Genomic DNA, 23,416 nt, shown 5'->3' with positions numbered 1-23,416 from the left:
GCGCCCCCTGGGGGACGCCGGGCACCCGCGCGGAGCCGTGGTTCAGGCGCGGCCCGCCGTCTTCTGGGTCTTCCGGGTGACGGAGTCGATGCAGACCGTCGCCAGGAGGACGGCACCCGTGATCATGTACTGGACCGGGGTGGCGATGCCTTCGAGGTTCAGACCGTACTGGATGGAGACGATCACCATCACGCCGAGGAGAGCGTTCCAGGTGCGGCCCCGGCCACCGAAGAGGCTGGTGCCACCGATGACGGCCGCCGCGATGACGTTCATCAGCAGGTCGCCGGTGCCGGCGCTCTGGTTGGCGGACGCGATCTTCGAGGCCCAGAACAGGCCGCCGATGGCGCCGAACGTACCGGCGATGGCGAACACCGAGACGCGGATCGCGGTGACGTTGATACCGGCGCGGCGGGAGGCCTCGACGCTGCCACCGAGGGCGAAGATCTTCCGGCCGTACGCCGTGCGGCGCAGGACGAAGTCCGTGATGACCAGCGCGACGATGAAGAGCACGAAGGCCAGGGGCAGACCGCGGTCCTGGTTGAACATGAACGCGGCGGCGAAGGCGAAGACCGCCAGGACGACCGTGCGCAGGATGATGTCGGAGAGCGGGCGGGACGGGACCCCGGCCGCCGCACGCCGGCGGCTGTCGAAGAAGGCCGACAGGAAGAAGGCCGCGACGCCGACGATGGCGAGGCCGTAGGCCGCGGCGACGTCGGTGAAGTAGTACGTCGTCATCTGACCGACGACGCCCTTGCTGTCCAGGTTGATGGTGCCCGTGTCGCCGAGCAGGTTGAGCATGAAGCCGAGCCAGAACAGCAGGCCGGCCAGGGTGACGGCGAAGGCCGGGGCGCCGATCTTGGCGAAGAAGAAGCCGTGGATCGCGCCGATCACCGCACCGCTGAGGATGGCTATGAGAATGGCGAGCCATTCGTTCATGCCGTGCGTGATGGTGAGCACCGCGACGAGGGCGCCCGAGACACCACTGACCGAGCCGACCGAGAGGTCGATCTCACCGAGCAGCAGCACGAAGATGATGCCGACCGCCATCATGCCGGTCGCGACCATCGTGACGGAGATGTCGGTGATGTTCTTCGCGGAGAGGAACTCGGAGTTCATGCTCTGGAAGACGATGCAGATGATCACCAGCCCGATGACGACCGGGAGCGAGCCCAGGTCACCCGCGCTGATCTTGCGCTTGAACTCGCTGAAGTAGCCGCTCAGGCCCTGCTCGCGGACGAGCAGCCGGGGGTCGACCGCGGTGGCGGCACCGTCGGCGGCCTCCTGGTTGACGACCGGCGATTCCGCCGTGGCGGTGGAGGTCTTGTCCGTGGTCACTTCGAAACCTCCGCGGTGCGCGCCGCACGACGGGTCACGGCGTTGTCCGTGGCGCCCGTGATGGCAGAGATGATCTCTTCGTGCGAGGTGGTCTTCACGTCGAAGACGCCGTTGTTGTGGCCGAGACGCAGCACGGCGACCTTGTCGGCCACCGCCTTGACGTCGGCCATGTTGTGGCTGATGAGGATGACCGCGAGACCGCGCTCGCGCAGCCGCTCGACCAGGTCGAGGACCTGGGCGGTCTGCTCGACGCCGAGGGCGGCCGTCGGCTCGTCGAGGATGACCAGCTTCGGCTCACCCAGCATCGAACGCGCGATGGCCACCGTCTGGCGCTGACCGCCGGAGAGCGAGGCGATCGGGATGCGGACGCTGGGGATGCGGATGGAGAGCGTGGAGAGCAGCTCGCGGGAGCGGCGCTCCATCTCGACCTCGTCGAGGACGCCGAAGCGGCGGAGCTCCCGGCCGAGGTACAGGTTGCCCACGACATCGAGGTTGTCGCACAGGGCGAGGTCCTGGTAGACCGTCGCGATGCCCAGACCCTGGGAGTCCTGGGGGCGGTTGATGTGGACCGGCTTGCCCTCCCACTCGATGACGCCGTCATCGATGGGGTGGACACCGGCAATGGTCTTGACGAGCGTTGATTTACCGGCTCCGTTGTCGCCGACCAGGGCGACAACCTCTCCGGCGTGAACCTCGAGGTCGACTTCGGTGAGTACCTGCACGGCACCGAACCGCTTCGAGACTCCTCGCAACGCCAACACGGGCGTAGCGGACACGTGAACCATCTCCTTCGCCGCCTGACCGGCGGGGATGCCGCGCCTGGGGGGAGGCGCGGTGGTTGAGCAGAAGAGAAAGCGAGAAGCGTTTCCGTCCGGCGCCCCGCCCGTTAGCGGGGCTGAATGTGGGGCGGGGCACCGGACAGGCTTCTGGGGGCGGCCCGCTGCGCGGCGGGCCCGGGGCCGGCTGCTCCGCCGGGCGGGGGCCGGTCCCTGCCGGGACCCCGCCGACCGCGCGGAGGCGGTGGCGGGGTCCGGCGGGTGGGACTACTTCAGGCCGAGCGTGTCGCAGGCGGCCTTGTACTGGCCGGTGCAGATCTGGGCGACGGTGTAGACGCCGTCCTCGATGACCGTGTCCTTGATGTTGTCCTTGGTCAGCGAGACGACCGGGACGAGGTAGGTCGGGACACCCTTGGTGGTGGGGCTGTCCACGGTCGAGGTGGCGACCGACGCGGCGATCTTCTCGCCCTTGGCCAGCGAGACGGCCATGGTGGCGGCGGCCTCACCCTCGGGGGCGTACGGCTTGTAGACGCTCATGAACTGCTCACCGGCGACGATGCGCTGGACACCCGCGAGCTCGGCGTCCTGACCGGTGACCGGCGGGAGGGTCTTCAGGCCGGAGGCCTTGAGGGCGGTGATGATACCGCCGGCCATGCCGTCGTTGGCGGAGTAGACGCCGACGATCTTGTCCTTGCCGAGAGCCGTGATCGCCGCCTCCATGTTGGCGTTGGCGTTCTCCGGCTTCCACTCCTTGGTGTCGTACTCCTTGCCGACGGTCACCTTGCCGTCCAGGACGGACTTGGCGCCCTTCTTGAAGAGTGCGGCGTTCGGGTCGGTGATGGCGCCGTTCATCATCACGATCTGACCCTTGGAGGCGTTGTCCCCCAGCGCCTCCAGAAGAGCCTTGCCCTGGACCCGGCCGACCTCTTCGTTGTCGAAGGAGGTGTAGGCGTCGATGGGGCCCTCTGCGAGGCGGTCGAAGGCGACGACGGGGATGCCCGCGTCCTTGGCCTTCTGCACGCTGTTGGCGATCGACTTGGAGTCCACCGCGTCGATGATCAGGGCGTCGACCTTGTTGGTGATCATGGTCTCGACCTGCTGCGCCTGCAGCGTGGCGTCCTGCTTGGCGTTGCTGTAGACGACCTTGGCCTTGCCGCCGGTGAGCTCGCTGATCTTCTTCTCGATGATCGGCTTGTCGAACTGCTCGTAACGGGCGGTGGCGTTCTCCGGAAGGAGCAGACCTATCTTGAGGTCGTCGCCCTTCTTGGCGGCCGACGTGTCGTCCGACTTGCCACCGGACTCCTTGGCGCTCCCACAAGCGGCAAGCGAGACCGCCATGGCGGTGGCGGCAACGGCGACAGCGGCACGACGCATACGCGTGTTCATAACTCGAACCTCCCTGACGAGGCCGCGACGTTGCGGCCGAGGTGGACGGAAGTCAACTCGGCCGCAGAGGCGGCGTCAAGGAGTTAATACTTAACGAGATGACAACGGTGCCATTCGTTATCTAAGTGAAGGCAGGGGTGCCCGGCGAGAGTGTGGCCTCCAACAGGGTCGAATCGCCCATCTCGCTCAGCACGAGGGCCAGCGCGCCGAGCACCTCGGCCCGGCCGCCGAGCGCCCCGGGGAGCACCGAGAGCTGTCGCGCGGCGCTCGGGATGGAGTAGCGCGCGACGGAGTCGCGGATGGGCCCCAGGACCAACTCCCCTGCCTCCGCGAGCGATCCGCCGAGGACGACCCGGCTGGGGTTGAGCAGGTTGCACAGGTTCGCCACGCCGCTGCCGATGTGCCGGCCGACGTCGGCGATCACCCGGCGGCACCCCGGGTCGCCCTCGCGGGCCAGTTGGACGACCCGGTCCATGGTCAAGTCCGGTCCGTGGCTGGGCCGCAGGAGCGGCAGGACGTACCGGGCGGCGGTGAAGGTCTCCAGGCACCCGCGGTTGCCGCAGCGGCAGACCGGACCGGCCTCGTCGAGGGTGATGTGGCCGATCTCGCCGGCGGTCCCCCCGGGACCCCGGTAGATCGCCCCGTTGATCACCAGACCGGCCCCCACCCCGCTGGCGACCTTGATGTACGCGAGGTCCCGGACCCCCCGCCCGCTCCCCCAGACCAGCTCCCCCAGGGCCCCGAGATTGGCGTCGTTGTCGACGTAGACGGGCACACCGAGGCGGGCGGCGAGTTCCGCGCTGGGATTGATGCCCGTCCATCCCGGCAGGATCGACGTGGAGCCGAGGGTGCCCGACTCGACGTCGATCGGGCCGGGCACTCCGAGCCCCACGCCGATGATCTTGTCCTGCCCGATACCGGTGGTCCTGACCAGCCGGTTGACCAGCGCTTCCGCCCGGCCGAACCCCTCCGCGGAGGAGGCGTCCACGTCCATGGGTTCGGACTCCTCGGCGAGGACCTGGTGGGCCAGGTTGCCGATGGCCACCCGCAGGTGCGTATGGCCGAAGTCCACCCCGATCACGACGCCCGCGTCGCCGCTGAGCGAGACGCTCCTGGCCCTGCGGCCCCCCGCCGAGGTGGGGGTCACCTCGACGGTGCCGCCGTCCTTCAGCTCGCGCACGATGTTGGAGACGGTGGCCGCGGAAAGGCCGGTGCTCCTGGCGATTTCCGCCTGGGTGAGCGACCCCGCCATGCGCACGGCACGTACGACCCGTTCGAGATTGGCCCGATGCAGAGATGTCTGCGACCCCGGAGTCTCCATCGACTCACTCACTCCTGCCGTTTTCTCCAACATGTGAACCAATAGCTGACCGTTCCAGGGTGTGCCCCGTCAAGACCTTGAGCGTGCGGAGCCCGTATGAGCGCGGCACCTCCCCACATGAGGCGGGTGGAATTCGGGGGAACACGGACGAAACCGCCCAACGGCCGGAGGCGGCTGGGCGGTTCCGTGGTGAAGCCGGGATGAAGCGGAGGTGCTACTTGAGCGCTCCCGCGGTCAGGCCGGCCACCACCTGACGCTGGAAGACGATGTACGCGGCGAGGACGGGGAGCATGGCGATGACGAGTCCGGCGAAGAGCCCGGAGTAGTCCCCCTTGTACCCCTGGCTGGTGGAGAGCTCCACCAGGCCCTGCGCGAGCACCCGCCTGTCCGGGTCGGTGTTCAGCACGGTGGGCAGCATGTACTGGTTCCACTGCCCGAGGAAGTTGAAGATCCCGACGCTGATCAGCCCCGGCTTCGCCATCGGAAGCATCACCTGGAAGAAGGTCCGGGTGTGGGAGGCGCCGTCGATCAGCGCCGCCTCCGCGACCGAGGTCGGCAGGGTGCGGAAGAACGAGGTCAGGAAGAACACGGTGAACGGCAGCGAGTACGCGATGTACACGAGGATCAGACCGTGGATCGTGTTCAGCAGCCCCATGTTGTCCATGACGTAGAACAGCGGGACCAGGGCCAGCATGACCGGGAAGCTCATGCCGCCGACGAACAAGAAGTAAATGAACCGGTTGCCGGGGAACTCGAACCGGGCCAGTACGTACGCGGCCATCGAACCCAGCACCAGCGTGCCGACGAGCGATCCCCCGACCACCAGGACGGTGTTGAGGAAGTACTCGCTCATGTGCGCCTGGTTCCAGGCCCGCCCCCAGGCGTCGAAGCTCAGGGAGTCGGGCAGCGCCCACGGGGAGTTGAAGATGGCCTTGTCCGACTTGAAGGCGGACATCACGGCCCAGAACAGCGGCAGGATCACCAGGATCGCCCAGATGACGAGCACGCCGTGCGAGAACACGTTGAGGGTGTGTCCCTCGCCGCGCTTCGCCCGGGACGTGCCCGCGGAACCGGCCCTGGCGCTCCGCTGACCGGGAACCTCGGCCCCCTCGCGGAGGACGGGCGGGGTGTCGGTGGTCTTCATCAGTACTCCAGCCGCTCGCGCCGGCCCAGCTTCATGACGACGGCGGCGAACGCCAGGGTCACGAGGAGCAGGGCGACGCCGATCGTGGTCGCGTATCCGGCCTGTCCGTCGCGGAACGCCGCCTGGTAGACGTACAGCGGCAGGACGGTGGTCGAGTAGTCCGGTCCGCCGGGCCCGACGCTCATGATGTTCACCACGGCGAAGCCCTCGGCGCCCAGGGCGAGGATGCCCATGTAGACCCAGCCGGACTGCACGGTGTCCCAGAGCAGCGGGAGCGTGATCCGGAAGAACGTGGTGAACCTGCTCGCCCCGTCCAGCAGCGCCGCCTCGTAGAAGTCCTTCGGGATGGACGCCATGCCCGCCGAGAAGAGCACCACGAAGAAGCCGGTCGTGCACCACACGAGGACCGCCATGATGCACCAGAGCGCGAGTTTCGGATCGCCGAGCCAGTTCGGCGGGTGATCGATTCCGAACGCTCTCAGCGAGCCGTTGATCATGCCCTGGGCGGGGTCGAAGGCGAACTGGAAGAGGATCGCCACGATCGCGATGGAGAGGACCTGCGGGAAGAAGTAGGCGATCTTGTAGAAAGCCGATCCGCGTACGCCCGAGATGAGCGCGCCCTTTCGGCGCCGGCCACCCACATTGAGCATGAAGGCGAAGAAGAGGGCGAGCCCCAGCGTCACCAGCGGCAGCAGGATCGCCAGCAGCACACTGTGCTCCAGCGATTTCCAGAAGACGTCGTCCTTGAACATCTTGGTGTAGTTGTCGAAGCCGACCATCTCGAAGTCGGGGCTCAACCCCGTCCAGTCCGTGAACGAGTAGTAGATGGACTGGATGAAGGGCCAGACGACGAAGATGACGTACAACGCCATCGGGGCGATCAAGAACCCGACTATGAACCGGTATTTACCGTGCTGCATCGTTACCGACTCCGACCTTCCTGCCGTGCCGCCGCTGGTGACGCGTGGATCACTGGTGCTTGAAGTGCTTGATGGACTGGTCCTTGGCCGCCGCGTCCGCGTAGCCCTGGATCTTCTTGATCGCCTCGGCGGGGGTCGCGCGGCCGGCCATCATCTCGCCGAGACCGGAGACGCCGATCTGCTCCTTCTGGAGCTTCACGTACCAGTCCTGCAGGCGCGGGTTGACGACGTTGGTCCCGGCCTTCTCCAGCGCGGCGACACCGGACTTGAGGCCGTCCGACAGCTCGATGCCGTCGGTGCCGCCGTTGTAGGCGGAGAGCGACTTGGTGCTGGTGGTGAAGGACTTCGAGGAGGCCTCGCTGAGCATGATGCGCAGCTGCTCCATGCCGCCTTCGGCGTTCTTCGCGTTCGCCGGGACGATGAAGGGCTCACCGCCGGACGCCCAGATGGTGCCGAACGGCATCTTGTCCGAGGCGTCGAGGCTGGAGGGAGCGCCCACCGACAGCTTGAAGTCCTTGGGGATGATGGCGGCTTCCTCGTTCTCCACCCAGGAACCGTTGGGGATGAAGAGCGCCTTGCCGTTGGCCCACGCGCCCTGCGAGCCCCGGTGGTCGAGACCCGGGGTGCCCTCCAGGATGTAGCCCTTCTTGTAGAGCTCGTAGTACGCCTCGAACGCGGCCTTGACGGCGGGGTGTTCCCAGGCCTTCGGCTCCAGGTTGTCGATCGCGTCGAGCACCTCCGAACCGCCGATCTTGGCGATGAAGGGGTACAGCGAGAACGGCAGGTAGTACGGGTACTTGCCGGCGTAGGTCCAGCCGGCGATGCCCTTCTTCTTCGCCTTGGCGCAGAGCGCGAGCATGTCGTCCCAGTTCTCCGGGTACGTCGCGTCGAGCTTGTCCAGGGCGGTCTGCGAGTACCAGACGCCGTACACCGTGTAGGCGTAGTACATGATCCAGACCGGGTCGCCGTCGAACTGGCCCATCTCGACGATTCCCGGACGCAGGGTGTCGCGCACCGTCTTGCTCGGGTCGTCGATGGACGGGGAGTCGAGCAGCGGGGTCAGGTCCGCGAGCTGCTTCTTGCCGACCAGGACGCCCATGTCCATCTGCTGGGCACCGGAGTTGTCGATCAGGTCCGGCGGGGTGCCGCCGTTGAAGCGCGGCTGGAGGACCGACTGGATCTTCTGCGTCTTCGAGAAGGTGACCTTGGCCTTGGGGTACGTCTTCTCGTAGACGGCCTTGGCGTCCTCGGCGTACTTGGTGCCGAACCCGCCGTCGAAGATGACCAGTTCGAGCGGTGCGCTCTCGTTGACGGCCAGCGGGTTCTCCGCCGACTTGGTGCCCTTCTCGACCTTCTCGTCGGAGCCGCTGTCGCCGCTGGCGCAGGACGCCAGGAAGCTCATCGTGGGAACGGTGATCACGCCGAGAGCGGCGGACCGCTTGATCAGATCGCGACGGCCGAGACCCTCATTGTTGTGGGCGGAGGTCGATCCCATGCTCAAGTCCTCACCTTCATCAGGACTCAGGCGGTGTACCGGTCACCCGTCGAGATCTCGCCTCAGGCGAAGGGTCCCGCCACCGCGCGGTCGGTTGCGCTTGGGTCATGCAGAGAGACGTACCGGATTGCCTGGCTCGGCCTGGCGTGTCGGAAGAACGTACAGCGAAGCAGCTCAGGACGTGCCTCGTACCGCTCCCCCGCACTCCTCCGAGTGCGCAACCGTGTGAAACGGCTGTGCAGACGCCGACAGGTATAGTCCACTTGCGGGCGGCGGAGCAAGATCGAATGCAGGTTTGCCCGGGAGTCTTTCCCGAGTTGAGACCTCGCCGATACGTCGGCACCGTGCGCCCCGGGCCCGACGGCAGCATTTCCGGTAATTCGACGATTCGCCCGGCGCCTCTCCCGTAACCGCTGTGAAACACGGGACCACCCGCCCGCCGCAGGGGTCCGCGCGAGGCGTCCGGAGTGCCCGATTCCGGCGCAATCACTCCGCGGCCCGGATCACAACAAGTGGCGTCAAACACCGATTCGGGCCGGAAAATCGCGTGATATCCGCCGGAGCGCGAGGAATTCGATTCGGGCGAATCGGTCGAGTTCATGTCGTACACGCGCATCACCGGTGCGTCTGTGTTCAATTCCCGAACGTGCAAGAAACGAAGGCGGCAGGACCCTGCGGGCGGGCGCGGAACGGCCCGGAAAAAGCGGAACGGCCGGCACCGGGTCCAACCGGTGCCGGCCGTACGGGTCGGGGCGTCACCCGAGGTGCGCGATGCGCGACCTTCCGTCGCCGCGCGGGGCCCGCGGTGCGCGGGCGGGCTCAGCGCTCCCGGCGGACCTCGCGGACGAGGCTCTCGGGCAGGGCCAGGTTCCAGGCGGTGATCACGGGCTGCCCGTGCTCGGTGCCCAGCCGGGAGATCGCCCCGGTGGCCAGCTGGAAGAGGTTGCCGCCGGCCGGGGGCAGGTCCAGATAGCGGGCGGTGAGCACGCGCAGGAAGTGGGAGTGGGCGACGAGCACGATGTCCTCGTCGCTCGCGAGGCCCTCGGCCGTCGCGCGTACCCCGGCGAGCACCTTGTCGGCCCGCTCGCCGATCTGGGCCGGGCTCTCACCGGGGTGCGCGGTGGGGCCGGCCTCGACCCCGTCGGTCCAGAGGTTCCAGAGGGGGCGGGTGCGGTGGATGTCGACGGTGGTGATGCCCTCGTAGCCGCCGTAGTCCCATTCGCGCAGCTCAGGAATGATGCGGGGCGAGGTGAGTCCGGCCAGTTCGGCGGTGCGGCGGGCGCGGACCGAGGGGCTGACGAGGCTGAGTCCGATGTGCCGGTCCGCGAGGAGCGGGACGAGCGCGCGGGCCTGGGTCTCGCCGAACTCCGTGAGCGGCAGATCGGTGTAACTGGTGTGCCGGCCGTTGCGGGACCATTCGGTCTCGCCGTGCCGGATCAGGATCAACTCGCCCATGGTGCGTCCGTTCTTCGTGCGTGTCGCTGCGATCATGCAAACCCGCCGGACCACGATCGCATTCCGCGCGGACCGCCGCCCCGCGACGCGCCCGCCCGCGCCCCCTCCCACACGTGCCCCCGTACCGGGCCCACCGGCCCCGGTGACGCGCGAGCCGCGAGCGCTCATCCGTCACCGGGGCCGGTGGCCGTGCACGGGTCGTATACGAATCAGTCGCGGACGACCCGCAGGGCGTCCTCGCCGACGAGCTCGACGGTGTACGGGCGGGCCGTGTCCGAGGTCACACGGACCGTGTCGCCCTCGCGGACCACCTGGAAGGTCGCCGCGGGGGCTCCGGTGAGGCCGGGGACGGTGACCGTGCGGGTGAAGTCACCGGTGCCCGCGGGGGCGTACACGCGCAGTTCGAGCCCGTCCAGCCAGTCGCCGTCCGGACGCGAGACGTCCGCGCCGAGCGGCAGCACCGCGCCGGGCCTGACCAGCAGCGGGAGGCTGTCGAAGCCGTGCACCTCCTGGCGCCAGGCCGGTCCGGTGACGGTCTCGCCGGTGAGCAGGTGGGTCCAGGTCCCCTCGGGGACGTAGTACTCGACCTGCCCGTCCTCGGTGAAGACCGGGGCCACCAGCACGTCCCCGCCGAGCAGGTACTGCCGGTCCACCGTCCGCGCCGCCGGGTCCTGCGGGAACTCCAGCAGCATCGGGCGCATCACCGGGACGCCGGTGCGGTGGGCCTCCACGGCGGCTCCGTACAGGTACGGCATCAGCCGGTGCTTCAGCTCGGTGAACTGCCGGGCCACGTCCACCGCCTCGTCGCCGAACTCCCACGGCACGCGGTAGGACGAGGAGCCGTGCAGCCGGCTGTGCGAGGAGAGGAGGCCGAAGGCGAGCCAGCGCTTGAAGACGGCCGGGTCGGGGGTGCCTTCGAAGCCGCCGATGTCGTGGCTCCAGAACCCGAAGCCGGACAGGCTCAGCGAGAGTCCGCCGCGCAGCGACTCGGCCATCGCGCCGAAGGAGGACCAGCAGTCGCCGCCCCAGTGGACGGGGAACTGCTGGCCGCCGGCGGTCGCCGAGCGGGCGAAGAGGACGGCCTCGCCCTGGCCGCGCTCCTTCTCCAGGAGTTCGAAGACGGCCTTGTTGTAGAGGTGCGTGTAGTAGTTGTGCATCCGCTCGGGGTCGGAGCCGTCGTGCCAGACGACGTCCGTGGGGATGCGCTCGCCGAAGTCCGTCTTGAAGCCGTCGACGCCCTGGTCGAGCAGCACCCTGAGCTTGCTCTGGAACCAGGCGGTCGCCTCGGGGTTGGTGAAGTCGACCAGCGCCATGCCGGCCTGCCACTTGTCCCACTGCCAGACGTCGCCGTCGGTGGTGCGGACGAAGTAGCCCTTCTCGGCCCCTTCCGCGTACAGGGCGCTCTTCTGCGCGATGTACGGGTTGATCCAGAGGCAGATCCGCAGGCCCCGCGCCTTGAGGCGGGTGAGCATGCCCACCGGGTCCGGGAACACCTCCGGGTCCCACTCGAAGTCCGACCACTGGTACTCGCGCATCCAGAAGCAGTCGAAGTGGAAGACGGAGAGCGGGATGCCCCGGTCCGCCATGCCCTCCACGAACGAGGTGACGGTCTTCTCGTCGTACGAGGTGGTGAACGAGGTCGTCAGCCAGAGGCCGAAGGACCAGGCCGGAGGCAGGGCGGGGCGGCCGGTGAGGGCGGTGTAGCGGGCGAGGACGTCCTTGGGCGTCGGTCCGGCGATGACGAAGTACTCCAGCGTCTGGTCCTCGACGCTGAACTGCACCTGCCCCACGGCCTCGGAGCCGACCTCGAAGGAGACCTTGCCGGGGTGGTTGACGAAGACGCCGTACCCGCGCGAGGAGAGGTAGAACGGGATGTTCTTGTAGGCCTGTTCGCTGCTGGTGCCGCCGTCCGCCTGCCAGATGTCGACGACCTGGCCGTTCTTCACGTACGGGGTGAAGCGCTCGCCGAGCCCGTGGACGGTCTCCCCGACGCCCAGGGCGAGCTGGGCGAACATGTGGTGGCCGCCGTCCGGCACGGTGGCGAAGGCGGTGCCCTTGGCTCCCGCGCTCGTCAGCAGGCGCCCCTCGCCGTCCAGGAAGTCCAGGCCGAAGGCGCCCGATTCGGAGAGGCGCAGGGTGAGCGGGCCGCTGGTGAGCTCGGCGGCGCCGTTCTCGCGGCGGGTGGTGGCGGTCGCCTCCCCGGTGGCGCCGGGCAGGCCGAACTCCGGTCCTGGGTTGCGCTTTCCGGCGTGGTGGGTGACGCGCACACCGATGACGCCCTCGGCGGGCGAGTGCGCCTCGACCGTGATGAGGGGCGCGTTGAGGGTGTCGCCCCGGCGCGTGACGCGTTTGACGGCCGCGTAGGCGGTGAGCCGGTCGGTGTCCAGGCGCAGATCGCGGAGTTCGGTGGCGTACGAGGCGACCACACCGTCCCGCATCTGCCAGAAGCCATCGGTGAACTTCATGGGGGGTCCTTAGCCGTTCTGCAGGGGGTCTCATTTGATCGTACACAAAACAAATACGTCGCGATTGCTGTGGATCGGCCGTGAATATCGACACTCGGGACGATGTGGACCGGCACGGGTTGGTGAGGTTGCCCCGGAGTGACCGATGTGTCACAGAAGAGGTCTGGTGCGACACCCGTTAAGGATGTATTAGTACTTGCACTGAACAAATTGGGCGGACGGCCGAGGAGCCGTCCGCCCCGTCGACCACGAGGCAGGCATGTCGGACCGTTTCACTCCCGCTTGCGCGGACAGGTTCCCCTGACCCGTGACCCCATGGCCGGGGTGACCCCGCGCGTGGCCGCGCGGGCCGCCCCCGCCGGGTACGGAACCAGCCGGACCCGTACCCGGAGCACGCCCTCCCTCTCGGAGACACCGTTGTCTCCCCGAGCCCGGCCCACTCTCCACGCAAGGGCAACCTCGTGACAGCACACATAACGGACGGATCGCGCCAGCGGCGCCGTCGTCTCGACCGGCGGGTTCTCGTCCCGCTCACCCTTGTCTCCGCGCTCGTCGGCGCCGCGGCACTCACCGGCTGCGGCCAGCAGCGGGACGCGAGCGTGTTCACCGTCCTGAACTCCTCGACGGACGACTCGTACCACGGCTGGGACGCCGCGACCCTGAAGCGCTGCAGCAAGCAGCTGGGTGTCACCATCGAGCAGCAGTCCGTACCGGCCGCGCAGGTCATGACGAAGTCGCTGCGGATGGCCTCGTCGAAGTCGCTGCCCGACATCATCCAGTTCGACGGTTCCGAGATGCCGACGTTCGCCGAGACCGGCGGGCTGCTCGACCTGAAGAAGCTCGGTGTCTCCACCGCGGACATCCCGCAGGGCATCCTCGACTACGGCTCGTACAAGGGCACCTACTACGGAGCGGCGCGCACGGTGAACACCCTCGCGCTCTTCTACAACAAGGACGTCCTCGACAAGGCCGGGCTGCCGGTGCCCACCACCTGGGCCGAGATGCAGGCCACCGCGAAGAAGCTCACCGGGAAGGGGAGCTACGGCATCGCGCTCAGCGCGGGCGGCGCGGAGGACGGGGTCTACCAGTTCACGCCGTTCATGTGGTCCAACGGTGGCGACGAGACCGACCTCGACTCGCCCCAGGTGGTCCAGGCGCTGGACTACTGGAAGTCCCTCATCAAGGACGGCTCGCTCTCCAAGTCCACCGTCAACTGGACCCAGGCCGACGTCAACGACCAGTTCATGGCGGGCAACGCGGCCATGATGATCAACGGTCCCTGGCAGGTCGAGACGCTGAACACGAAGAAGGACCTGCACTGGGGCATCGCGCAGATCCCCGTGCCGAAGGCCGGCGACGACTCGGTCGGTCCGCTGGGCGGCGGGATGCTGACCATCCCGGACGTCGGCGACACCGCGCGGGAGAAGACCTCCGCGAAGATCGTCAACTGCATGACCAGCGAGCAGGAGGAGGTCACCTACGCACTGAACAGCTGGATGATCCCGGCCAACGAGAAGGCCGCCGCCGTGTGGCGGAAGAAGGTGCCGTCGCTCAGCTCGCTCGCCGACCAGGTGGCCACCGCCCGCTCGCGCACCGCGCAGCTCGGCTCCGGCTGGACCTCCGTGTCCCTGGCCCTGCAGAGCGCCTTCCAGTCGGCCCTCACCGGCCAGTCCAGTGAGTCGGCCCTCCACCACGCCCAGCAGCGTGTCGAGAGCGGGAACTGAGGTATCCGAACATGTCGTCCACCGCTGCTTCCGCACCCGCCGCCGCGTCCGCCCCCGTGGTGGTCCCCGCGGCCAAGAGCCCGAAGCCGGGCTCGGTCAAGCGCCGCCGCACGCTGGCCCAGTGGGGGTTCATCGCCCCCGCCGTGATCTTCATGCTGCTGTTCTTCGGCTACCCGCTCGTCCGCAACGTCGTGATGAGCTTCCAGCACTACACGCCGTCCACCTTCTTCACGGGCAAGGCGCCCTTCAACGGGCTCGACAACTGGAAGAACGTCTTCCAGGACGACCTGTTCGGCAAGGCCCTGTGGCAGACCGTCCTCTTCACGGTCGGCTCGCTGATCGGGCAGTTCTGCGTCGGCCTCGCCCTCGCGGTGTTCTTCAACCGCCGCTTCCCCCTCAACGGGGTGCTGCGGTCGCTGATCCTGCTGCCCTGGCTGGTCCCGATGGTCGTGTCCGGTGTCGTCTGGCGCCGCATCCTCGACCAGGACACCGGCGTGCTCAACTCCTTCCTCGGCCTGTTCGGTGCCGGTGACACCCCCTGGCTGAGCAGCACCGGCATGGCGCTGATCTCCGTCGTCATGGTGAACATCTGGATCGGCATCCCGTTCAACATGGTGATCCTCTACGGCGGCCTCCAGGAGGTCCCGAAGGAGATGTACGAGGCGGCCTCGCTCGACGGCGCCTCCGCCTGGCGCCAGTTCCGCTCCATCACCCTGCCGCTGCTGAAGCCGGTCATCACCGTGGTGCTGGTGCTGGGCTTCATGTCGACGGTCAAGATCCTGGACCTGGTCCTCGCACTGACCGACGGCGGTCCCGCCGACTCCACCCAGACCCTGGGCACGCTGACGTACCAGAACTCCTTCACCCAGCTGGACTTCGGCGCGGGCGCGGTGGTCGGCAACATCCTGATCCTGATCTCCGCCGTCTTCGCGGTGTTCTACCTGCGGGCCAACCGCAACGAGGGGAAGTGAACGGCATGGCGACCACCACTCCCGCCGTTTCGGCCCGCACTCCGGGCAGCCCGGCCGAGAACCGGCCGAAGCGCCGCTGGGGAGCGACGATCATCGGGATCGTCATCCTCTGCGTGATGCTCTTCCCGCTCTACTGGATGGTCAACACGGCCCTCCAGCCGGAGTCCGGCCTGCTGGAGGTCTCCCCCGTCCCGCACAGCCTGGACCTCTCGGGCTTCAGCGACGCGTTCAAGGAGCAGGGCGGGCACCTGCTGACCTCGCTCGGCGTCGCGCTCGGCGCCGTGGTCATCTGCCTGGCGTTCTCCGCGCCGGCCGCCTACGGGCTCGCCCAGTTCAAGCTGCGCGGGACGAAGACCGTCGTGTTCGGCACCCTGATCACGCAGATGGTCCCCGGCATCGTCATCGCCAACGCCCTGTACAGCGCCTACGTGGACCTGGGGCTGGTCAACTCGTACGCCGGTCTGATGCTGGCGGACGCCTCGCTGGGCATCCCGTTCGCGATCGTGCTGATGCGCTCGTTCATGGTGGCGATCCCGCGCGAGGTCATCGAGGCCGCCGAGGTCGACGGCGCGGGCAAGTTCCGCACCTTTGTCCAGGTTGTCCTGCCGATGAGCCGCAACTCCCTGATCACGGCGGGGCTGTTCTCGTTCCTGTATGCCTGGAGCGATTTCATGTTTGCCCTCACACTGAACACCACGGACGACGTGAAGCCGATCACCCTCGGCATCTACCAGTACATCGGTGCGCACGTCGGAGACTGGGGCTCGGTCATGTCCGCTGCGGTGCTGTCGGCGATCCCGGCGGCCGTGCTGCTCGTCCTGTCCCAGAAGTACATCGCCGCCGGGATCACCGGCGGCTCGGTCAAGTAAGGGCTTTTCATGAGTGAGTTCCCTGTCTTCCCTCCGGGTTTCGTGTTCGGTGCGGCCACCGCGTCGTACCAGATCGAAGGCGCGGTGGCCGAGGACGGCCGCGGCCCCTCGATCTGGGACACCTACAGCCACACGCCGGGACGTACGGACGGCGGCGACACGGGTGACGTGGCCTGCGACCACTACCACCGCTACCCCGAGGACGTGGCGCTCCTGCGCGACCTGGGCGTGGACTCGTACCGTTTCTCCATAGCCTGGCCCCGCGTCCAGCCGACCGGCAGCGGTCCGGTCAACGCCAAGGGCCTGGACTTCTATTCGCGTCTGGTCGACAACCTGCTCGAAGCGGGCATCGAGCCGGCGGCCACCCTCTACCACTGGGACCTCCCGCAGGCCCTGGAGGACAAGGGCGGCTGGCGGGTCCGTGAGACGGCGGAGCGCTTCGGCGAGTTCACCTCGATCGTGGCCGAGCACCTGGCGGACCGGGTGCCGCGCTGGATCACCCTCAACGAGCCCTGGTGCAGCGCCTTCCTCGGCTACTCGGTGGGCCGGCACGCCCCGGGCGCCCAGGAGGGCACCGGCGCGCTGGCCGCCGCCCACCACCTGCTGGTCGGCCACGGCCTGGCCATGAAGGCGCTGCGCGCCGCGGGCGTCCGCGAGGCGGGCATCACCCTCAACCTGGACCGCAACCTCCCGGCGGCCGACACCGACGCGGACCGCGGTGCGGTGCTCCGCGCGGACACCCAGCACAACCTGGTGTGGACCGAGCCGATCCTCGCGGGCCGCTACCCGGCCAGTGACGAGGAGACCTGGGGCGAGCTGATCACCCGCCAGGACTTCCGTCTCGACGGCGACCTGGAGCTGATCTCCCAGCCGCTCGACTTCCTGGGCATCAACTACTACCGCCCGATCGTCGTCGCCGACGCCCCGTACCGCGAGGCCGACCCGGCGCTGCGGGTGGCGACCGACAACCGGCTCCGCGAGACGGAGTACCCGGACGTCCGCCGCACCGCGATGGGCTGGCCGGTCGTCCCGGAGACCTTCACCGATCTGCTGACGGATCTGAAGAAGACCTACGGCGACGCCCTGCCGCCCATCCACATCACGGAGAACGGCTCGGCCGAGTACGACACCGTCGACGCGGACGGCGCCGTGCACGACACGGACCGCGTCGAGTACCTGCGCGACCACCTGACGGCCCTCAAGGCGGCCATGGACGCAGGGGTGGAGGTCCAGGGCTACTACGTCTGGTCGCTGCTGGACAACTTCGAGTGGGCCCTCGGGTACGCGAAGCGGTTCGGGATCATCCGGGTCGACTACGACACCCAGGAGCGCACCCCGAAGGACAGCTACCGCTGGTACCAGGAGCTGATCAAGGCCCACCGGAAGTAGCCGGGCTCGGCTCCGGGTCCTGACCCCCGGAGCCATCGGGTGCGGGGCCGTACGGCATGTTCGACGCATGCCGTACGGCCCCGTTTCCGTCTCCCGGCGCCCGGTCCCCGCACGTGGTCCGTGCACGTGGTCCCCGCACGTGGTGCTTGCACGCGGAAGGGGCCGCACCCCCGCCGGACTCCCGTCCGGGGTGGTGCGGCCCCTTCGTCGGCTCTTCACGGCGCGGTGGCGCGCCGTCCGGGCCTACTTGCGGATCAGGCTGCGGAGCACGTACTGCAGGATGCCGCCGTTGCGGTAGTAGTCCGCCTCGCCGGGCGTGTCGATGCGGACGACGCCGTCGAACTCCACACCGGTGTCGGTGGTGACCTTGACCGTGCGCGGGGTGGTGCCGTCGTTCAGCACGGTCACGCCGGTGAAGGAGAAGGTCTCCTCGCCGGTGAGGCCGAGGGAAGCGGCGGTCTGGCCCTCCGGGAACTGGAGCGGCAGGACGCCCATGCCGATGAGGTTCGAGCGGTGGATGCGCTCGTACGACTCGGCGATGACGGCCTTGACGCCCAGCAGCGCGGTGCCCTTGGCGGCCCAGTCGCGGGACGAACCGGAGCCGTACTCCTTGCCCGCCAGGATGACCAGCGGGGTGCCGGCGGCCTGGTAGTTCTGGGAGGCGTCGTAGATGAACGACACGGGGCCGTCGGCCTGCGTGAAGTCGCGGGTGAAGCCGCCCTCGGTGCCCGGCGCGATCTGGTTGCGCAGGCGGATGTTGGCGAACGTGCCGCGGATCATGACCTCGTGGTTGCCACGGCGCGAGCCGTAGGAGTTGAAGTCACGACGCTCGATGCCGTGCTCCGTGAGGTACTTGCCGGCCGGGGTGTCGGCCTTGATCGCACCGGCCGGGGAGATGTGGTCGGTGGTGACCGAGTCGCCGAGCTTGGCGAGCACCCGGGCGCCGGTGATGTCGACGACCGGGGTCGTCTCCATCGTCATGCCCTCGAAGTACGGGGGCTTCCGGACGTAGGTGGACTCGGAGTCCCACTCGAAGGTGTTGCCGGTCGGGATCGGCAGCGCCTGCCACTGGGCGTCGCCCGCGAAGACGTCCTGGTAGGACTTGTTGAACATGTCCTCGCCGATGGAGTTGGCGACGACGTCGTTCACCTCGGCCTCGGACGGCCAGATGTCGGCCAGGAAGACGGGCTTGCCTTCCTGGTCGACGCCGAGGGCGTCCTTGGTGATGTCGACCTTCATCGAACCGGCGATGGCGTACGCGACGACCAGCGGCGGGGACGCCAGGTAGTTCATCTTGACGTCGGGGTTGATCCGGCCCTCGAAGTTGCGGTTGCCGGAGAGCACCGAGGTGACGGCCAGGTCGTTCTCGTTGACGGCCTTGGAGACCTCTTCCGGCAGCGGGCCGGAGTTGCCGATGCAGGTGGTGCAGCCGTAGCCGACGAGGTTGAAGCCGACCTTGTCGAGGTAGGGGGTGAGACCCGCCTTGTCGAAGTAGTCGGTGACGACCTTCGAGCCCGGGGCGAGGGTGGTCTTGACCCACGGCTTGCGGGTCAGGCCCTTCTCGACCGCCTTCTTGGCCACGAGCGCCGCGGCGACCATGACGTAGGGGTTCGAGGTGTTGGTGCAGGAGGTGATCGCGGCGACGGTGACGGCGCCGTGGTCGATCTCGTACGTGGTGCCGTCGGGGGCCGTGACCGTGGTCGGGCAGGACGGGACGCCGTTGTGCGCGGCCGGGGCGTCGGAGGCCGGGAAGGACTCCTTGCCCGACTCCTCGTCGTCGGAGACGTAGTTGCGCACGTCCTGGGCGAACTGCGCCTTGGCGTCGGCGAGGACGATGCGGTCCTGCGGGCGCTTCGGGCCGGCGATGGAGGGGACGACCGTGGAGAGGTCGAGCTCCAGCTTCTCGGAGAAGTCCGGCTCGGCGGCCGGGTCCAGCCAGAGGCCCTGCTCCTTGGCGTACGCCTCGACGAGCGCGACCTGCTGGGCGTCGCGGCCGGTCAGGCGCAGGTAGTTCAGGGTCTCGTCGTCGATCGGGAAGATCGCGGCGGTGGAACCGAACTCCGGCGACATGTTGCCGATGGTGGCGCGGTTGGCCAGCGAGGTGGCGGCGACGCCCTCACCGTAGAACTCGACGAACTTGCCGACGACGCCGTGCTTGCGCAGCATCTCGGTGATCGTGAGCACGAGGTCGGTGGCGGTGGTGCCGGCCGGCAGCTCGCCGGTCAGCTTGAAGCCGACGACGCGCGGGATGAGCATGGAGACCGGCTGGCCGAGCATCGCGGCCTCGGCCTCGATGCCGCCGACGCCCCAGCCCAGCACGCCGAGGCCGTTGACCATCGTGGTGTGCGAGTCGGTGCCGACGAGGGTGTCGGGGTACGCCTGGCCGCCGCGGACCATGACCGTACGGGCCAGGTGCTCGATGTTGACCTGGTGCACGATGCCGGTGCCCGGGGGGACGACCTTGAACTCGTCGAAGGCGGTCTGGCCCCAGCGCAGGAACTGGTAGCGCTCCTTGTTGCGGCCGTACTCCAGCTCGACGTTCTGGGAGAACGCGTCGTTGGTACCGAACTTGTCGGCGATGACGGAGTGGTCGATGACCAGCTCGGCCGGGGCCAGCGGGTTGATCTTCGCCGGGTCGCCGCCGAGCTCCTTCACGGCCTCACGCATGGTGGCGAGGTCCACGACGCAGGGAACGCCGGTGAAGTCCTGCATGATCACGCGGGCCGGCGTGAACTGGATCTCCTGGCTCGGCTGGGCCTGGGAGTCCCAGCCGCCCAGCGCCCGGATGTGGTCGGCGGTGATGTTCGCGCCGTCCTCGGTGCGGAGGAGGTTCTCCAGCAGCACCTTCAGGCTGTACGGGAGGCGGGCGGAGCCCTCCACCTTGTCCAGCCGGAAGATCTCGTACGACTCGTCGCCCACGCGCAGCGTGCTGCGGGCGTCGAAGCTGTTCGCCGACACGACAGTCTCCTTCATCAATGTGCGCGTACTACCGCGCCGCGCCTCACTCACGGCGGGCGCCGTGTGGTGCCGCCTACGACCTCTCGCCGATCCGCTAAGGTAAGGATTAGTTAGGTAACCCTTACCGAACGGCGGCTGCGGTGCGCCTCGGCAGATATCTCGATGTCGAGATAACTCTAGTACATCGCCGTCGAACGGTCATGCCCGGGCGCCCGTGTTCACGGAGGCACCCGATCGGCGCGCACGGTGCCGGATCCGGTGGTTGCGCCCTCCGCGCGCGTGCGACGAGGCGGCAGGGCGGGGCGCGCCTCCACCACCGCCCGCGCGCGGGACGGCATTACTCCGCCGACCCCAGAAGGCGGTCGAGGGTCCGGCGCCCCATCGCGCTCATCGTCGGATTGCTCTCGGCGTAGTACCAGACGAGCCCCATCGCCTGTTCGAACGCCCACGCCTTCCCGCGCTCCCACTCCAGCTCGTCGCAGGCCAGTCTCCGCCGGAGCACGTCCCGCGGGCCCGGCCCCAACAGGTGCCAGGCACCGACCAGATCCAGCGCGGGGTCGGCCGGGCCGAAGCCCCCCGTGTCGAGTACCCCGCCGAGCCGGCCTCCCAGGACCAGTACGTTGCCGGGAATCAGGTCGCCATGACTCATCACGTCCGCACCCGTGCGGGGCAGCTCCCGGAAGCGGCTCCACAGCCGGCGCAGCCGGTCCACGTCGAGCAGCCCTTCGCTCTCCGCGAAGCACTTCGCCATCCAGTCGTCGTGGTGGGCGAGAACGCCGCCACGGTTCTCGCCGCCGAAACGCCGCCCCCTCGTCCCGACGCCCCGCAGGGCCGCGACGAAGGCCGCGAGGTCCTCGGCGAAGGCGTCCGACCCACTCGGGTCGGCGTCGAAGGCGACCGTTCCCGGCAGCCACGTCTGGACCGACCACGGCATGGGGTAACCCGGGCCGGGCCTTCCCAGGGCCACGGGTTCCGGAACGGGGAACGGGGACGCCCGCGCCAGCTCCGCGCTCGCCCGGGCCTCCCGTTCCAGCACCGCCAGCGCCTCCGCGGCATCGGCCGGACGCAGCGGGAAACGCGCGGAGAGGTCGTCCCCGACGCGGAAGACGGCATGGACCGTCCCGGTCGACGCCACCGGCCGGATCGCCTTGCCGCGCCACTGAGGGAACTGGTCCCGGATCAGGGTCGCGGCGACGTGTGCGGTCACGTCCGCCTGGTCATCGTGCATGGTCACGCGCGCGGGCCCTTCCCACGATCCGTTTCACGACGCCTGGTCCGTCTCACGATGCCCTCTCCGTCTCGCGATGCCCTCTCCGTCTCGCGACGCCGGAGACAGACCGGACCGACCGGGGCGACCGCCGCCCCCACCGGACGGTCAGCGAAGACCGAAGCGCTCGGCCCAGGCGGTCATGTCGGTGGCCGTCGCGTTGCCTCCGCAGACCACCAGGCCGAGCCTGGCGTCCCCGCCGACGCGCTCCAGCACCTGGCGTGCCGCGGGCAGCAGACATCCGGCGGCGGGTTCGGCCCAGACCTTCGCGTGGTCGGCCAGGTCGAGAACGCCCCGCACGGCCTCGGCGTCGGTCACCGTGAGCACCTCGGTGACCAGTGCCGAGACGTGCTCGTAGGTGAGCTGCGAGGCGCTGGGGGCACTCAGGGTCGAGACGATCGAAGACAACTCGACCGGCACCGGCCCGCCGGAGGCCAGGGCCGCCGACATGGCCGGCGCGCCTTCGGTCTCCACACCCCAGATCCGTACACCGGGGCGGCGCGCGCGCAGCGCGGCGGCGATCCCGGAGATGAGTCCCCCGCCGCCGATGCTGACGAGTACGTCCGTGAGCTCCCCGGCGTCCTCGGCGAACTCCAGGCCGACCGTGCCCTGCGCGGCGATGACGACGGGGTCGTCGAAGGGGTGGACCAGGGTGAGCCCCTTGGTCCGGAACTCGTCCACGAGGGCGAACGCGTCGTGCATGGTCTCCGCGAGGACGACGCTCGCCCCGGAGGCCTCGGCGATGTCCACGGCACGACCGGGGGCGGACCGCGGCATGACCACGGTCGCCCCGATACCCAGCGCGCCGGCCATGACCGCGACCGCGATGCCGTGGTTGCCCCCGCTCACCGCCACGACCCCGGCGGACCGTCGGGCCTCGTCGAGCGTGAGCAGCTTCGCCGTGGCACCGCGCGCCTTGAAGGACCCGGTGCGCTGCAGGAGTTCCAGTTTCACGGTGACCTGCGCGCCCAGGAGCGCGGAGAGTCCAGGGCTCGGCACCGTCGGGGTCCGTACGACATGCCCGGCGATCCGTTCGGCCGCAGCCTCCACGTCCGTGACAGTGATCAGCACGTTCGCCTCCCTCACCTGGTCATGATCCGGGCCCGGGTGAAAACCGGGTTCCGCATCCTACGCCGCCCCTGTTCGGGCGGGTTCGGTGCCGGTCCGTCCGGCAGGAGGGCCCGCACCGGTCTTCGGCGTCACCCCAACGGCTCAGCGCGGCGCACCGTTACGGACCGCCTCGGCGACCGCCTCCCGATCGCCTCCCCGGCGACCACATGCTCCCCTGCGCTCTGGGCGCCACGAGCACCTTCGCCGGGAGGGTCGGGCCGGCGGTCCAGGAACGCGATGTGGAGCGCGTCCTCGTACACCACCTCGTGCGGGTACCCCGGCCGCCGGGCCACGGCCGCGCACACGAGGCACGGACCGCTCCGGGCGCGCGGCTCGTACGCGGCCAGGTCGAAGGGCTCTTCCGGCTCCCTGGCCGTCACGTGTGCTCCCCGGGCCGCGTGGTGGCCCGTTCCAGGTCGGCCCCGATGGCGGCTTCCAGCTCGGACATCGTCCGGGCGAACGCGCGCCCGAGGTCGACGTCGTACAGGCGGGCCAGCACCAGCACGGACCACAGGCAGTCCGCGAGCTCGTGCGCGAGACCGCCGGGCGTGGCGGCGGGGTGCGGGCGGGCGCCCTCCTCCGCCATCACGAGCTTGGCGAGGTCCCCCACGTCGCCGACGAACCCGAGCGCGAACTCCTCCCGGTTCCAGGTGCGCCCGCGGGCCGCGAGATTGAGGCGGTCGTACAGCGCGTGGATCCGCATCGCGCGTTCGGTGAGGGCCTTGAGGCCGTCAGGTTCTTGGTCCACGTACGGGCTCTACCCGCGTGTACGGGCTCTATCCGGCTCTGTCGGCGGTCCGCCGCCGCCCCCCGGGCCCCCCCCCCGGCCCC

Annotated in this window: 17 protein-coding genes; 4 read left to right on the top strand and 13 right to left on the bottom strand. The window is 69.0% G+C overall.

Annotation, left to right across the window (positions count from 1 at the left end; genetic code table 11):
• Positions 1-42 precede the first annotated feature (42 nt).
• The 9 genes from ACFWEE_RS31390 to yicI all read right to left on the bottom strand — a co-directional run bounded on the left by ACFWEE_RS31390 (position 43) and on the right by yicI (position 12,297).
• Entirely contained in the window at positions 43-1,335 is a 1,293-nt protein-coding gene (locus ACFWEE_RS31390) for a sugar ABC transporter permease (RefSeq protein ID WP_386894419.1), read from the bottom strand.
• On the bottom strand, positions 1,332-2,120 hold the full coding sequence (locus ACFWEE_RS31385) for an ATP-binding cassette domain-containing protein (protein ID WP_386894417.1): 789 nt from the start codon (positions 2,118-2,120) through the stop codon (positions 1,332-1,334). The genes ACFWEE_RS31390 and ACFWEE_RS31385 overlap by 4 nt, the downstream gene beginning before the upstream one ends.
• A 258-nt stretch (positions 2,121-2,378) precedes the next feature.
• Complete coding sequence (locus ACFWEE_RS31380) at positions 2,379-3,497, bottom strand: sugar ABC transporter substrate-binding protein (protein ID WP_386894415.1); 1,119 nt, start codon at positions 3,495-3,497, stop codon at positions 2,379-2,381.
• 121 nt (positions 3,498-3,618) lie between these two features.
• Positions 3,619-4,818 carry an ROK family protein gene (locus tag ACFWEE_RS31375; RefSeq protein ID WP_386894413.1) on the bottom strand — a complete coding sequence of 400 codons (1,200 nt, stop codon included), beginning with the start codon at positions 4,816-4,818 and terminating at the stop codon, positions 3,619-3,621.
• A gap of 214 nt (positions 4,819-5,032) precedes the next feature.
• Positions 5,033-5,962, bottom strand: coding sequence for a carbohydrate ABC transporter permease (locus ACFWEE_RS31370; RefSeq protein ID WP_386894411.1), 930 nt, complete (start codon positions 5,960-5,962; stop codon positions 5,033-5,035).
• On the bottom strand, positions 5,962-6,882 hold the full coding sequence (locus tag ACFWEE_RS31365) for a carbohydrate ABC transporter permease (RefSeq protein WP_386894409.1): 921 nt from the start codon (positions 6,880-6,882) through the stop codon (positions 5,962-5,964). Before ACFWEE_RS31365 ends, ACFWEE_RS31370 begins: the two co-directional genes overlap by 1 nt.
• Positions 6,883-6,931: 49 nt before the next feature.
• Positions 6,932-8,377, bottom strand: coding sequence for an N-acetylglucosamine/diacetylchitobiose ABC transporter substrate-binding protein (gene ngcE / locus ACFWEE_RS31360; RefSeq protein ID WP_386894407.1), 1,446 nt, complete (start codon positions 8,375-8,377; stop codon positions 6,932-6,934).
• Positions 8,378-9,196: 819 nt separating this feature from the next.
• Positions 9,197-9,832: a histidine phosphatase family protein gene (locus tag ACFWEE_RS31355; protein WP_386894405.1), complete on the bottom strand. Its 636-nt coding sequence runs from the start codon at positions 9,830-9,832 to the stop codon at positions 9,197-9,199.
• A gap of 209 nt (positions 9,833-10,041) precedes the next feature.
• Entirely contained in the window at positions 10,042-12,297 is a 2,256-nt protein-coding gene (gene yicI, locus ACFWEE_RS31350) for an alpha-xylosidase (protein WP_386894403.1), read from the bottom strand.
• Positions 12,298-12,758: 461 nt separating this feature from the next.
• Here yicI and ACFWEE_RS31345 point away from each other — a divergent pair, with 461 nt between their 5' ends.
• Genes ACFWEE_RS31345 through ACFWEE_RS31330 form a run of 4 tightly spaced genes read left to right on the top strand, consistent with a single transcriptional unit; the run spans position 12,759 to position 17,250 of the window.
• Positions 12,759-14,021: an extracellular solute-binding protein gene (locus tag ACFWEE_RS31345; RefSeq protein ID WP_386894401.1), complete on the top strand. Its 1,263-nt coding sequence runs from the start codon at positions 12,759-12,761 to the stop codon at positions 14,019-14,021.
• An 11-nt stretch (positions 14,022-14,032) separates the two neighbouring features.
• A complete protein-coding gene (locus ACFWEE_RS31340) occupies positions 14,033-14,992 on the top strand; it encodes a carbohydrate ABC transporter permease (RefSeq protein ID WP_386894399.1) in 960 nt (319 codons plus the stop codon).
• Positions 14,993-14,997: 5 nt separating this feature from the next.
• The gene (locus tag ACFWEE_RS31335; RefSeq protein ID WP_386894397.1) at positions 14,998-15,861 is read left to right on the top strand and encodes a carbohydrate ABC transporter permease; all 864 of its coding nucleotides are present in this window, start codon (positions 14,998-15,000) and stop codon (positions 15,859-15,861) included.
• Positions 15,862-15,870: 9 nt separating this feature from the next.
• Positions 15,871-17,250 (top strand): GH1 family beta-glucosidase, encoded by a 1,380-nt coding sequence (locus ACFWEE_RS31330; RefSeq protein WP_386894395.1) that lies wholly within the window; start codon positions 15,871-15,873, stop codon positions 17,248-17,250.
• A 243-nt stretch (positions 17,251-17,493) separates the two neighbouring features.
• On the opposite strand, the gene acnA is transcribed toward ACFWEE_RS31330, so the two are convergent.
• From acnA to ACFWEE_RS31310, 4 genes are all read right to left on the bottom strand, one after another.
• Positions 17,494-20,208, bottom strand: coding sequence for an aconitate hydratase AcnA (acnA, locus tag ACFWEE_RS31325; protein ID WP_386894393.1), 2,715 nt, complete (start codon positions 20,206-20,208; stop codon positions 17,494-17,496).
• A 337-nt stretch (positions 20,209-20,545) separates the two neighbouring features.
• Positions 20,546-21,436 (bottom strand): aminoglycoside phosphotransferase family protein, encoded by an 891-nt coding sequence (locus ACFWEE_RS31320; RefSeq protein WP_386894423.1) that lies wholly within the window; start codon positions 21,434-21,436, stop codon positions 20,546-20,548.
• A gap of 147 nt (positions 21,437-21,583) precedes the next feature.
• Positions 21,584-22,543, bottom strand: coding sequence for a threonine/serine dehydratase (locus ACFWEE_RS31315; protein ID WP_386894421.1), 960 nt, complete (start codon positions 22,541-22,543; stop codon positions 21,584-21,586).
• Between the two features lie 418 nt (positions 22,544-22,961).
• Positions 22,962-23,333, bottom strand: coding sequence for a nucleotide pyrophosphohydrolase (locus ACFWEE_RS31310; protein WP_386894391.1), 372 nt, complete (start codon positions 23,331-23,333; stop codon positions 22,962-22,964).
• Positions 23,334-23,416 lie beyond the last annotated feature (83 nt).

Source organism: Streptomyces sp. NPDC060184 (genome assembly GCF_042728795.1).
In the GTDB taxonomy this organism is placed as follows: Bacteria; Actinomycetota; Actinomycetes; order Streptomycetales; family Streptomycetaceae; genus Streptomyces.
This window is presented reverse-complemented; position numbering and strand designations above follow the sequence as displayed.